The sequence below is a fragment of the Eubacterium sp. 3_1_31 genome (genome assembly GCF_964249515.1).
GTDB lineage: Bacteria > Bacillota_I > Bacilli_A > Erysipelotrichales > Erysipelotrichaceae > Longicatena > Longicatena caecimuris.
In genome coordinates this window covers 13,612-27,079 of record NZ_CAXUBY010000009.1, presented here as the reverse complement: position 1 = coordinate 27,079, position 13,468 = coordinate 13,612, and the positions used below count along the sequence as shown (strand labels likewise).

Sequence of the window (13,468 nt, the reverse complement as noted above, 5' to 3'; positions counted from 1 at the left end):
TCTCATATATATACAATATTTTTTTGTTTTATGATCTTACCAATTTACTTACAAGTTCACAAATTAATTCCTACTTGTAGCGTTCATTTCACCATCTAACTTCATAAAGTATTCATAACCCTCTTGAATACAACCACACTAGGAAAAAAGGAGGATGCCTTATGAAGCAAGCACAAGTTTTGTATCAAAACCGTATACAAAATGAATCTAGTTTACTGACGTTTGATGTTTTGGCAGATTTACATATCACTTTACCATGGCGCAACCTGCATTTAGAAACGGCATTGGAAGATATTTGGCAGCGTGATGTGAAACATGTTGCCATCGTCGGTGATTTTACAAATAACGGTTATGCTTTTCAGTGGAAAAATGTCCTTTCACAGCTACAGGAATTTCCTTTTCAATATGTGATTGCTTTGGGTAATCATGATATTTACAATATACAACACCGCGGTATTCATATTCATCCTTTATATCGTTCTATGATTCTACGCCATCATAAACATGTGTATTATGATGAATATTGGAATGGGATTCATATCTATGTTTTAAATCCCCAACTTGCCACAAAGCAGCATGGTATCTTATTTCAAGATCAATTAACATGGTTAAGGCAAAAACTAAAACAGGATGACCCAACAAAACCCATTTTACTCTTTTGTCATCATCCTCTTTCAGACCTTTACGTAAACAGCGACAGTCAAAAACAAAAAGAAGAGTTAAAAATGATCTTACACAAGTATCCCAACATTTGTTATTTCAGTGGGCATTTGCATAACGATGCAGCATTATGTGAAAAAACGTATGCTCATTGTTTTTTCATTGATGTTCCGGCGTTTCAACATGTTGAAACAGGCGCAAAACAAAAAGGCTGCGGTTATGAAGTGCAGCTTTTCCATGACTTCTTATCGATTCGTACCAGAGATTATTTAAACCATGTATGGATGGCATCACAGCATTATATTCTTGCTCTCAACAACCACCGTGTTTATGTGATGGACGAATAGGCTCCTTACTTGCCAATTGTGCAATAAAGATGAGTACGAAGGCAAATAATAAAGAAATAAAACCAAAGATAAATGTTAAAAGAATGAATAGTAATGGCAATAAAAATAAATAACGTTTGCGTTGCTTCGCCCAAAGATACTGTACATAGGCGCATAGAATGACAATTGCTCCTATACATATCAGGAATAGATAGCTCATCGTAATTCCCCCTTCTTGCTAGTACAGTATATGAAGAATTCACAATGGAAAACACAAAAAAAGTGTTTCCCCATCATCTCTCTTATACAGAAAGATTGCTCTGGTTATCACACTTTATTTATCATCGACAGGATGTTCATTCACTTTTAGTAAACGTTCCTGCAGCGTTTCTCTGACATAAGCCGTATACGCTATGGATTGTATCGTATTGCGAATCAAATCTACGATAGCACTTCCTTCATCATCACTTGGAATATGCCGCACCTTTTTATGCGAAAAAATACAGGTCAGACAGCATTCTAATTCAGCGCAAAAATAATCGTATGCTTGATCCTGTGGATATTTTTCAACCTGTACACTGATCAGATTACTGATTTCCTCCATGGAATACACTGTCTTTAAGATACATACAACAAATAAATAAGCTACATGGCGTTTCATATAACGCTTTTTTATTGGTGCATTGACAATGCCATGTTTGACATAGTTATTGATCATCGTACTTGTAATGGGTTTCCCTTGATGTGGCTGGGTAAACAGCTGCAAGGAGGAGTTTAAAAGGGTTACGACTTGATCCATATATAAATCCATATCCGGCAGCTCTCGCCATCGTGGACAATGAAAACCTAAAAATCCCTGTTCATCTTTCATCTTATCACCATCTCTATATTAACATTGTCAAAATAAATTGTCAATTGATATAAATAGCTAAAACATCTGTACTTCAAAACTAAATGAAGCCTTTATAAAAGATGCATCATCCCATATACAATAAACACTTACATCCTAAGTTTCGACAGCTGTTTCTTTCCTATAAAAGCAGCTTTTTCCTTTGCCCTTTTCGCTTTATAGCATCTTTATGTTTTCTTAACATCCTTTATAAGAACTTCATGCCATCTTTATATCCCATCTGCTAAGATGATGGCAAAGAAAGTGAAGGTATTGTATATGAAATTTATAAAACACCATGGACACACATCCATTCTGATTGCCGGCTGTGGCCGTTTAGGCTCTTGTATGGCTTCCAGCTTAAGTCAAGAAGGCTTTGATGTAACCGTGATTGATAAAGATGAAAAAGCATTTCGCCGTTTAAGAGAAACGTTTAGCGGCTTTCAGGTTATCGGCGATGCCAGTGATCTTGACATGCTGCAAAGCTGTGGCATAGCTAACGCAGATATCGTCGTTGTTGCTACTGATAGTGATAATGTCAACTGTATGATTGCTCAGATTGCCAACATGATCTTCCATATCCAACAGGTATATATTCGCTTAAATGATCCGGATAAGGAAGAATTGTTAAAGGATACAAATATTCAGGCAATTTATCCGGCAAAATTAAGTATGCAAGAATTTATCAGAATCAGTCATATTCAATTAAAGGAGATGTATGCATAAATGAAAATCGTAGTAGCCGGAGGTCGCAATAAAGCAGACTTCCTGATTGGTTCACTTTTAGAAAAGCAACATGAAGTTATCGTCATCAATGATGAAGAAAGCTATTGTGCTTATTTATCTGAGAAATATAACATTCCCATCATCACCGGTAATCCTTGTAAACGTTACATCTTAGAGGAAGCAGATATTGAGGATGCTGATATTTTAATTGCGCTTCGTCCCAGTGATGCAGACAATTTGACCATCTGTCAATATGCCAAAAAAAGTTTCCATGTGAAAAAAGTTGTGGCAACCGTTGCCAATCCAAAGAATGTTAAGGTATTTCGATCACTTGGTGTCAATACCACGATATCCGCTACCTATACGATATCGAAAATCATCGAACAAGCGAGTACGATTGAAAATCTTGTGAATTCGCTTACGCTAGCACATGAAAATATTGTCATGAGTGAATTGTTGCTAACAAAAGACTGTAAGGTTATTCATCATAAGATTAAAGATCTACACAATATGCCAGCCAATGCCATCATCTGCTGCATCTTACGTAAACTGCGGATGATCGTGCCCAATGGAGATACCGAATTATTAGAACAGGATAAGCTGCTTATCCTAAGCGATTCCCAAACGCAAGACAGCGTATTATCCATCTTTTCTCAAGGAGTTTCTTTATGAAGATTGTCACGATACAACCACAGCCTATCCAAGGCTATCGTTTGATTCTAGGCTATTTAGGTATGCTATGCATGCTGATTGGGGGCATTACCCTGTTACCGTTGCTGACGTTATTCTTTTATCCACAAGATGGAAAAGAAGCAATCTATTTTCTGTTACCGGGTATGATCAGTATCTTGGTCGGTTTTCTTTTCTATCAACTGATTCGTGGCAAGGAAAAAGGTAGATTAGCCCGCAATCAAGATGCTGTCATTGTTGTTTCTTGTTGGCTGCTTGCCATTGTAATTACCGCATTTCCTTTCATGTTAAGCGGTCATTATGATTTTACCAGAGCGGTCTTTGAAACGACCAGCGGCTGGAGCACTACCGGGTTAAGCGTTGTCGATGTAACGCATACCTCACATTTATTTCTCATGCATCGCAGTACCATCCTTTTCTTTGGCGGCGTAGGGTTGGTAGTAATCATGCTTTCAGTATTAAGTGATACATATGGTATGCGCCTTTACAATGCAGAAGGTCATAGTGATCGTCTATTGCCGAATGTCATAAAAAGTGCTCGCATCATTCTCATCATCTATTTTTGTTATATTAGTGCCGGTGTGCTGTTATACGTTATCTGTGGCATGCCAATCTTTGATGCCATCATCCATTCCATTGGTGCTTTATCTACTGGCGGTTTCTCAAATCAAGCCGATAGCATTGCACATTACCACAGCATTTCGATTGAGATTATTACGATGGTCTTGATGATTTTAGGAAACATTAATTTTCTTGCCCATTTATTTCTATTACGCGGAAAATTTCGTAATTTTTTCTATTACTGTGAGATTCGTTTTCAATTTATTCTCATTGCCTTTGCTATTCCAATTATTGCTTTCCTTTTGGTTAATAACTTACAATATCGATTTGGAGATAGCTTCCGTTTGGCAGCCTTTCAAGTCATCTCTGCTTTGACAACAACCGGCTTTCAAACCATGTCTTCCTTTCAGGGATTGCCTGCCTCCTTCATGCTTATTATGATCATCTTACAGCTGATTGGTGGAGGTATCGGTTCTACGGCGGGAGGTATCAAGCAATATCGTGTTTATGTCATGATAAAACATGTCATGTGGCATCTTCGTTCGCTGTTTCATTCCCAAAAAATGCTTTATACCCATAAGATCTATAAGGTAGAACGCAAAGAAAAAATAGAATCCGCAGAAATCTTTTCCTGTTCAACTTATATCTTTATGTATCTGGTTATTTTTCTCTTAGGAAGTCTGCTATTGAGCCTTTTTGGATTTTCTTTACAAGATGCCATGTTTGAATTTTCCAGTGCCCTTAGTACGGTCGGCTTATCCACCGGCATCATGAATTATCATGCTGCTGATGCCATCTTATGGATTGGAACCTTTGGAATGTTTGTGGGAAGATTAGAGATTTATGTTGTCATCCTGGCCATTTTACGACTGCGTAAAGATGGGTATCACTATCTTCATACACTGAAAAAAGCTTAGAAATCTGTTATAATGAGGTCATGAAAATGAAAAATAAAAATGTTACAACGCTTTTGCGTCATTTCTTTATCACCACAGCAATCATTTTTATATGCACACTTGTTTCTTTATTCTTTGTCGAACTGCATATCCGTACCGAAAATATCATCATGATTTATTTGCTGGGTGTCCTTTTTATCGTCATCGAAACGAAACAGCTGGTATGGGGCATCGCTTCTAGCTTCATCAGTATCATCACCTTTAATTATTGCTTTACCCAGCCGTTATATTCCCTGCATATCCATGATCCGAATTATATCATCACCATCATCATCTTTCTCATTGTTTCCATCATCACGAATATTTTAATGGGAAAATTGCAAAAGCATGCGGCGATTGCTCGCTATAATGAGCAACAGACATTGGCCTTTTATGAAATATCCAAATCCTTTTTAAATCTTTCAGGAATCCAAACTATTTTCATGCATACTATACATGCTCTTTATGAAAATCAAAATATCATAAGTGTCTTATACTATTATGATGAAAAAAGTAAACAGCTGCAACGTTATCAGGATGCTGCTATGCCTCTGGCATTACATGTTGTTGACGAGCTTGCCGCATGGTGCTATAAACATCAAAAAGTTTGCGGACATGCTACTGCCATAAATGGCAATGAACAATGGAGCTATCATCCACTATGCCATGGTGAAGAAATACTTGGCGTATATGCTATTTCTCATACCCCAGAGCTTACTAAAGAAAATGAATTATTCATTCATACGCTGATTGCACAAATGGTTATGGCTTTAGAACGCGAACAATTATATGCACAGCAGGAACAAAGCCGCATTGCTATTGAAAAAGAGAAACTACGCAATAATTTACTACGTTCATTATCACACGATTTGCGTACACCGCTAACGAATATCGCTGGTTCGAGTGCCGTATTGTTAGAAAATGATGATGTTTTTGACTCTGGAATGAAAAAAAAGCTGATGAAAAGCATCAGTAATGATGCTCAGTGGCTAACTCAATTAGTAGAAAACCTGTTAAATATGACGCGTATTCAAGATGGTCGTTTGTTATTGAGCAAGCATTATGAAGTTGTAGATGATATTATTTGCGAAGCTTTACAACGCTGTGAATCACGCAAAGGAAGTCATACCCTTTCTGCTCATCTTCCTGAAACAATACAATTAGTAAATATGGACGGACAGCTCATTATACAAGTGCTGGTTAATTTTATTGATAATGCAATCAAACATACACAACCAACTTCCCATATTGATATTTATTATACACAAAAGAAAGGAAAAGCCTGTTTTGAAGTGAGTGATGATGGCAATGGCATTCCTGATAACATAATCGATACACTTTTTGACAGTTTTGTGACAACGAAAAGTGAACGTTCAGACGCAAAACGCGGTGTTGGTCTAGGCTTATCCATTTCCAAAGCGATTATCGAAGCACATGGAGGAACCATTTACGCTCATAATAGAGCAGACGGTCATGGTGCAATATTGGGTTTTTACTTGTAAGGAGGAATTTCCATGAAGGATAAAATATTATTGATAGAAGATGATAAAAGTATTCAGCGATTTTTACGTATCTCATTAGAAACAAAGGATTATAAAGTTATCAGCGCTGAAACAGGTATTGAAGGCATTTCCTTATATATGACAGATAACCCTGATTTGATCTTACTGGACCTAGGACTTCCTGATATTGATGGAATGGAGGTACTTTCTCAGATACGCGCACAGAGTGAGGTTGCGATTTTAGTCGTATCTGCACGTGGACAGGAACAGGAAAAAGTGGAAGCTTTGGATCATGGAGCGGATGATTATATCACGAAACCATTTCATATAAATGAGTTATTAGCACGTGTGCGAGTAGCTTTACGCAAGAAAACAAGTGATGTTATCAAGACAAAAGTATTTACGATGGATACATTGAAAATCGATTTTGAGAAATATAAAGTATTTGTTGAGGATAAAGAAATTCATATGACGCCTATTGAATATAAATTACTCGTATTATTAGTTGAAAATGCCGGTAAAGTTTTAACACATAGCTTTATTATTCGTAAGATTTGGGGATATAGCACAACTGAGGATTCACAATCCTTGCGAGTCTTTATGGCAAATATTCGTAGGAAAATCGAAAAGGACAGTGCCCATCCTCGCTACATCATCACGGAAGTCGGTGTAGGATATCGTTTTGTAGAATCATAAGCAGTAGGTGAATACACAAAAAAGCTCTTTATTTTCATCCTATTTCTCTTATTTCATGTGCGATGGTTTGGTATCGATGACAGATTTCATTATACTATATATGATAGAAATCAAAGAGGCGGCTACGCACACACCTATTACACTACCGATAATTTCTAGCATCATGATCGCCTTCCTTTTTACACCTTTATCTTAACGAAAAAGTCATCAATGTGCTGTTAGGATTTGCGAAAGCGCATTAAGGTGAGGTTAAGAAACGATAAATCTGAAGTATCATGTATCCTATAAGGTATTCCCTTCCTTATATGAAACAAGTACAGCATAAAAAAAGCGATAAATAACACGCTTTTTTCCATCTTAGATGATTAAAAAGCCTTAAGCATGACTATCCTTCATTCAACTATGCTTTTTACATGTATCATAAAATAAGAAAAATTAGCATATTATATCGCTTTTTTGATTATAGCGTGATTTCGTTTACCAAATTGGTTTCAAATAAAGCTTTCACCACTTTTGGATCTTGACTCTTTCCCAATGCCCACATTAATTTTGTGAGCGCTGCTTCACTTGTCATATCTAAGCCTTGTATCACACCTTTTTGTAATACTTTCTGTCCCGTTTGATAGATGGAGAAATCGCTATTTTCATAAAGGCATTGACTGCATGCAACTACGCTAATGCCTTTTTCTACCATCATTTCTAGTTTTTGGATCAGATCGCGGCGTTCAAAATGCATCCCACCTGCACCAAAAGCCTCAATAACCACGCCTTTATAATTCATCTGTAATAACATATCGAAGATATCAGGATTGATTCCTGGAGTTAGTTTCAACAAAAATACTTGCTCACATAATGTTTCATTGAGTCTAAATTTACCACGAGGATGTATCAGTAATGGTTGTTGTAGCGTCATGCCTCTAGCGCTAACTAAACCAACTGGCGGAACATTTACACTTTCAAATGCATTTAGATGCATTGTTCTTACTTTAACCGCTCTGGTGCCAAGAATCAGCTGACGATTAAAACAAACATATACACCTGTTAAAGCATCCTGCATAGCTGCATGAAACGCACAGCGAATATTGTCAACACCATCACTGAGGGGATGTTGTAAGGGCAATTGTGAACCTGTCACAATGACCGGGATGGGGAGATTTTCCAACATAAAGGATAAAGCGCTTGCCGTATATGCCATGGTATCTGTACCATGCGTCAATACAATACCATCATATTCTGGTACAACTTCGTAAATACGTTTCGCTATTAACAACCATTCTTCCGGTTGCATATTACTAGAATCTAGGCGCAATAAATCTTCACAGTAAATTTTTGCGTATTGCTGATGATGCCCTAAATATCCAATTAACTCTTCACTTGTTAAAGCAGGTACTAAACCTTCTTCACTTTCACTAGAGGCAATGGTTCCTCCTGTTGTTAAAAATAATATTTTTTTCATATTGTTTTATCACCTTTTCATCTTTTTAATTATACCTAAAACAAGGGGAAACTTCTATTCCTTTTCATTCGATATTCGTATTTTATGAATGTCGGTTATCGGCACTTTGAGACATGGCCGTTTCTGCTTGATTTTATAAAAAGAATTTTTCAAAAAAGTTGAAAAAAGTATTGCGTTATCATATTCTATATGATATTATAATATGGCACTTGCGAAGTGCGATAAATAGATTGTGGCGCGTTGGAGAAACGGTTAACTCACATGCCTTTCACGCATGCACTCACGGGTTCGAATCCCGTACGCGTCACCATGTGCCTTAATAGCTCAGTTGGTAGAGCATCCGGCTGTTAACCGGCAGGTCACAGGTTCAAGTCCTGTTTAAGGCGCCATATAACAAAGCAAGCCTTCTATGGAAGGCTTTTTTTGTGCATACGATTTGTACATACCAATGAATGAATCTGTGACCTTCCTTTGTAAGAGGATGCTCGTATAAGACGCATCAGCACTTCGCAAAGTACTCATAAGTGATAAAGAGGTGCGATTAAGGTAGCATTCTTTATATTGTAACTCACGTATCTCAAAATAGCTATGACTTTCATCCCATAGTTGATAAATAATAGATATGATTTATTTCAAGCCACGTACCTAACAAAGCAATCGATAAGTTAAAATAACAATAAAATATCTTTAGGATCGGTAAAGATGTAATCGGCCTCACCAGTTATATTCGACTGTTTCCAATTTGCGAAACCACTGCGCATGCCGGCGGACTTTGCACAGCGTATATCGGTTAACATATCGCCAATATAAAGACAATTAGCTTTATCGGCACCACTTACTTCTAAATATTTATAAAGTGGTTCCGGATCAGGCTTATGTTTTGAGGTATCATCCGCACATAGTATAATTGAGAATCGTTTATTGAACTGGAAAGGAGTAAAATATCGATCATATTCTTCCTTAGTGCGAGAAGTGACAATGCCTAACGTGCATCCTCTTTGTGTCAGTTCCCTAAGCATATCTTCCATACCATCAAAGTACTTCATTTCTTTTGCGAATCGTTCATATTGCTTGATCCAATATTGTTCAAAATCATCCTTTACATCCACTTGCAATATCTTTAAAGCAGCTTTGCTGGTAATGCCTAAAACCACACGCAACGCTTCTAATGTAAAATATCTATTCACCTGAGCTAGTAATGTCTGCTGCCACGTTTTTAGCACAGCCTCTTCGCTATCAATCAGCGTACCATCTAAATCAAAAATTATATGTTGTTCCTTCATCCCTTTTCCTCCTCATATGTGTTAAGTGTAACACGGTTTTTCTTCTTTATGATCATTGTAAATATTTTCTTCACCTTTAAAAGTTTTCATCATCTTCTAGTCTTATAACACCAAAGGCTTAACTTCATCCGTAAATACCACATGCTTTTCCTTTGATATCTAACATAGTTAGCTTTAGCAAGTTTTTCTATTTGCTTTTGATTGTTCCCTTCTTTTTATCATCCCTTTCTTTTAATACAAAAAAAACCCTATAAGCTTAGCACGCTTTTTTATCGTGTCTATCTTATAGGGTATCACTTAATGATGAGTTCTCTGTAAATTCCTAATAGCCTTACCTTTTCAATCGCCATAGGACTATTTCCTGCTTCTTACCTATTTAGAGGACTTTGCCTAAACCAATTAGGATATCCATCCTCCTAATTACTTAGCTGTGTCCCACCTTCATAAGCAAAACTTAATTTTCAGAGAACACACACCTTCTTCATCTCTATAGATTTAGCATAGCTCTATCAATTTATTCGCAATGCATAACTTCATATTCATCTGCTTAAGACCATCCGCAAATTTCACATGCATCATGCCATCCGCAATTTTCATGATTTTTCCTTCACCAAGCTGCACATGACGAATCATCATCCCTCGTTTAAGAGAAGTCAGTCGCAGTTTTTTGGCAGTAGGTGTTGCAACTGTCGCTGTTTCATTTCTTTTTTCTTCTTCCATCTTTTCATGTAGTTCATACAGATAAGGAGATATTTCCAAACGATGTGTCGTACAACGCTTGCTGGCAAAAAACTCCAATTCATGCTTCGCTCTTGTCATTCCATGATAGAACAGCATTCGCTCTTTCTGACTATCTTCTTTTTGAGGAAGAATCCCACGGATACAATCTAAAATGCATACACGATCATATTCATAACCTTTTGCATCCGCTAAAGAGCAAATCGTGATACGACTGATAGGATCTGCCTGATAATCTTTTAATGCACCTAAATGATATAGGAATTCATCCGGATCTTCATATCGCTGTGCCAGTATCTCAAAAGCTAAAATAACAGGAGCATTCATAGCGATACCTTCTTTGCGTAAGGTTTCATTATATCCCATTTTCTCTTTGATGAAGATGACCATATCCAAAGTAGATTTATTTTCAGCCATGCGAATCCGTTCCATTAAGGACGCTAATTTCTTTTTACCTGCTTGTTTATAGCTGCTTTCCATAAGTGCCTGATATACATCTACCGCTTCATCTGCTTTTAAACGTTCACTGACTTCTAATAAAACACGTTTCGAGATATCCAACCCCATGGCTTCATATACCTCATAAAAAGCTCGCATATCTCTAGGATCTATTAATAATTCAATAAAGTTCCACATATCTCTAACAAACTTATCTTGTAAGAAATGCTTCATATTGCCCTGATAACTGAATGAAATACCTTTTTCTTTAAATAATTCAATCAAAGGTACTGCCATTGCAAAATCATGGTATAAAAAAGCCGTTTCCTCTTCGTCTTCTTCTACCTTTTTCAAGGCATAGGCATATAATTTAGATAGATCCGCAAAACCTTTAAACTTTAATTCACATGTTTCCTGTGAGATACTTTGCAGACCTTCCTTATCTTTATAATAAAAACGATTGCAGGCATCTGTAATTGTCGCATTATTACGATAATTACCATTTCTGGTTAAGATTTCCCCATTGGCATAGGTCTGTGTAAAGGCATCTAAAGCCTGTGGATAAGCAGCTCTATGCTGGGCAATGGAAACATCCATATCGGCACATAAGAATAACTCATGTGTTGAAGATGAAACCATCTTTAATAACATATGCGCAAGAAAACTCAGTTCCTGAGCATCGTCCACGTGAACAAAGTGACAATGCTTTTTCACATCTTCTAATAGCACCGTATCTTTTACTAAAATCTCCGTAGCAACGGCTAAAATATCATCATAATCATAAATATCTTTTTTATCCTTGAACTTTGCATATTCTTTGTATAACGCAAGAAAATCAAGGTTCTTCCTATCCGCTATCATGATTTCTGATATCTGTTTTTCCGGCATCATCAAATTGCGACATTCACTGATCTTCCCCATTACTTCGCTGCATTGTTCCTTTGTTAAGGTAATGGCAAACATATCCTTACATAAACGACGTATCACACTGCTCATATCACGATAAGCCTTAGGTAACAATCTTCCTGTTGCTTCACAATGACGACGAATCAGCGCATAAGCAAAACTATAGATATCCACAAAAGATGGTATTTCACCATCATCCCCAAAATAGAAGCGATACTGTTTCGTCATCTCTTTTGCCATACGTTTATCATAAACAATATTCAGCATTTCTTCCTTTTGCGCCATCTCACTCTTCAATAGGTAAGCAATACGGCTCAAGAAAAGGAATGTTTTACCACTCCCTGATTTACCTTTCACAAGCATTGGATGTTGCTGCAACGTCAATAAAGCTACCTGTTGTTCATCCAGTTTTAGATCATATTCTTCTAAAAATTCTACTTCTGTCATACACTCACCTTTTCAAATTCTTACAGTAAAACATTATAACGTATAATCCCTTAAATATCTAACATTTTCCAACTATTTTTCTGCTTTTTTACTACTTTCCAAGTGTAACCTCTTACAGTCTTTTCGTTATATCTTCATCTGCATCTTTCCCTGTTTTTTTTCTTCTATACATCTAAATTTACCCTTTAGACGATACCCACCTTGCTGATTAACCAAACATTTCTACACTTTTTTCTTACCTATGCAGATGGCTCTATGTTATAGTTGCATATCAAGACTCATGACATGATATAAACGATGTTTTTGAAAACGATCCTCATGACAAAGTACTCGGTGTTTTAGAATAGCTGAATTTAACACATGGGGTTCCTAATGGGATGATGGTAGGTTAAAATTCTTCCTTACAAATCATTCTAGGCTTCCTTTCGTAAGTTACTTTTATATTTATCCTTTGGGTAGCATTAAAGTAAGGATGTTGTATAGTTCTATAATTCATAAGGTAAATTAAAGTAATTCAACAAACCAATATACATGGCAAAGGCAAAACGGAACTGTTCATTTTTAAGTTTCACCGCATCCTGAGGATTGCTAAGGTATGCCAGTTCTACTAAGATTGCCGGCATAGCTGTTCTACGCAATACATATAATGAAGGATTTGCTCTTACCAGATTATCCTTTGTGCCAACAAATGCAACAATAGAATCTAGTTCTTCATGAGCCAATTCAGCTGCTGTAGATTCTAATGAATATACATATACCTCTGTTCCATTGATAGCTGGATTGGGATTAGAATTCACATGGATACTGATAAAATAATCTGCCGGCCAATCATTGGCCATATCGACACGCGCACGTAAGGAAGAACTCTGATCGGTTCCTACCACTGTATCTAAGGTACGTCTGGATACTCGAACATCAAAATTGGAATCGGCAAATAACAAAGCAGCCAGATAAATCCCGACCCAATAGGTTACCTCTGCCTCCACGACTCCATTTCCACTTGCTCCTGCATTGACGTTCCCTATGTTATGTCCTTGATCAATAAAAATTTTAATCGCCATAAATTTCCCTCTTTTCTTTCTTATCGTATGTAAAGTGAGTGAAATGGTCTGGTATAGTTGCCTAGACTGCATGTAAGAATGCAGAAAAATACATGTTCTTTTTTCATCCGACTGTTATAATAAAAGCAAGAGGTAAATAAGGATATAAACACAT

Annotated in this window: 12 protein-coding genes and 2 tRNA genes; 8 read left to right on the top strand and 6 right to left on the bottom strand. The window is 36.8% G+C overall.

The annotated features are described in order from the left end of the window. The first annotated feature begins 161 nt into the window (after positions 1–161). Positions 162–1,007, top strand: a complete 846-nt coding sequence (locus ACESSZ_RS05485; RefSeq protein WP_008687451.1) for a metallophosphoesterase family protein — start codon at positions 162–164, stop codon at positions 1,005–1,007. On the opposite strand, the gene ACESSZ_RS05480 is transcribed toward ACESSZ_RS05485, so the two are convergent. Further along, a complete protein-coding gene (locus ACESSZ_RS05480) occupies positions 973–1,206 on the bottom strand; it encodes a hypothetical protein (RefSeq protein WP_008687450.1) in 234 nt (77 codons plus the stop codon). The two genes, ACESSZ_RS05485 and ACESSZ_RS05480, sit on opposite strands and share 35 nt — an antisense overlap. Positions 1,207–1,320: 114 nt before the next feature. Continuing rightward, positions 1,321–1,857 carry a DUF1836 domain-containing protein gene (locus ACESSZ_RS05475; protein ID WP_008687449.1) on the bottom strand — a complete coding sequence of 179 codons (537 nt, stop codon included), beginning with the start codon at positions 1,855–1,857 and terminating at the stop codon, positions 1,321–1,323. A gap of 297 nt (positions 1,858–2,154) precedes the next feature. Between ACESSZ_RS05475 and ACESSZ_RS05470 the strand changes: the two genes are divergently transcribed. Genes ACESSZ_RS05470 through ACESSZ_RS05450 form a run of 5 tightly spaced genes read left to right on the top strand, consistent with a single transcriptional unit; the run spans position 2,155 to position 6,985 of the window. Continuing rightward, on the top strand, positions 2,155–2,601 hold the full coding sequence (locus ACESSZ_RS05470) for a potassium channel family protein (protein ID WP_008687448.1): 447 nt from the start codon (positions 2,155–2,157) through the stop codon (positions 2,599–2,601). Continuing rightward, positions 2,602–3,273, top strand: coding sequence for a potassium channel family protein (locus ACESSZ_RS05465; RefSeq protein ID WP_008687447.1), 672 nt, complete (start codon positions 2,602–2,604; stop codon positions 3,271–3,273). It abuts the gene before it with no gap. Beyond that, positions 3,270–4,769: a TrkH family potassium uptake protein gene (locus ACESSZ_RS05460; RefSeq protein ID WP_008687446.1), complete on the top strand. Its 1,500-nt coding sequence runs from the start codon at positions 3,270–3,272 to the stop codon at positions 4,767–4,769. Before ACESSZ_RS05465 ends, ACESSZ_RS05460 begins: the two co-directional genes overlap by 4 nt. A 26-nt stretch (positions 4,770–4,795) precedes the next feature. Then, positions 4,796–6,289 carry a DUF4118 domain-containing protein gene (locus tag ACESSZ_RS05455; protein WP_008687445.1) on the top strand — a complete coding sequence of 498 codons (1,494 nt, stop codon included), beginning with the start codon at positions 4,796–4,798 and terminating at the stop codon, positions 6,287–6,289. Positions 6,290–6,301: 12 nt separating this feature from the next. Then, positions 6,302–6,985, top strand: a complete 684-nt coding sequence (locus ACESSZ_RS05450) for a response regulator (protein WP_008687442.1) — start codon at positions 6,302–6,304, stop codon at positions 6,983–6,985. A gap of 460 nt (positions 6,986–7,445) precedes the next feature. Here ACESSZ_RS05450 and ACESSZ_RS05445 read toward each other — a convergent pair whose 3' ends face one another. Further along, complete coding sequence (locus ACESSZ_RS05445) at positions 7,446–8,441, bottom strand: asparaginase (RefSeq protein ID WP_008687440.1); 996 nt, start codon at positions 8,439–8,441, stop codon at positions 7,446–7,448. Between the two features lie 234 nt (positions 8,442–8,675). Here ACESSZ_RS05445 and ACESSZ_RS05440 point away from each other — a divergent pair. Both ACESSZ_RS05440 and ACESSZ_RS05435 read left to right on the top strand, forming a co-directional pair. Beyond that, a tRNA-Glu gene (locus tag ACESSZ_RS05440) sits at positions 8,676–8,751 on the top strand. A 3-nt stretch (positions 8,752–8,754) separates the two neighbouring features. Beyond that, positions 8,755–8,830, top strand: a tRNA-Asn gene (locus tag ACESSZ_RS05435). 276 nt (positions 8,831–9,106) lie between these two features. Here the strand turns inward: ACESSZ_RS05435 and ACESSZ_RS05430 are convergent. The 3 genes from ACESSZ_RS05430 to ACESSZ_RS05420 all read right to left on the bottom strand — a co-directional run bounded on the left by ACESSZ_RS05430 (position 9,107) and on the right by ACESSZ_RS05420 (position 13,314). Continuing rightward, positions 9,107–9,724, bottom strand: a complete 618-nt coding sequence (locus tag ACESSZ_RS05430) for an HAD family hydrolase (protein WP_008687439.1) — start codon at positions 9,722–9,724, stop codon at positions 9,107–9,109. Positions 9,725–10,219: 495 nt separating this feature from the next. Next, on the bottom strand, positions 10,220–12,253 hold the full coding sequence (locus ACESSZ_RS05425) for a UvrD-helicase domain-containing protein (RefSeq protein ID WP_008687438.1): 2,034 nt from the start codon (positions 12,251–12,253) through the stop codon (positions 10,220–10,222). Between the two features lie 485 nt (positions 12,254–12,738). Next, complete coding sequence (locus ACESSZ_RS05420) at positions 12,739–13,314, bottom strand: N-acetylmuramoyl-L-alanine amidase family protein (RefSeq protein ID WP_008687437.1); 576 nt, start codon at positions 13,312–13,314, stop codon at positions 12,739–12,741. Between the last annotated feature and the right edge of the window lie 154 nt (positions 13,315–13,468).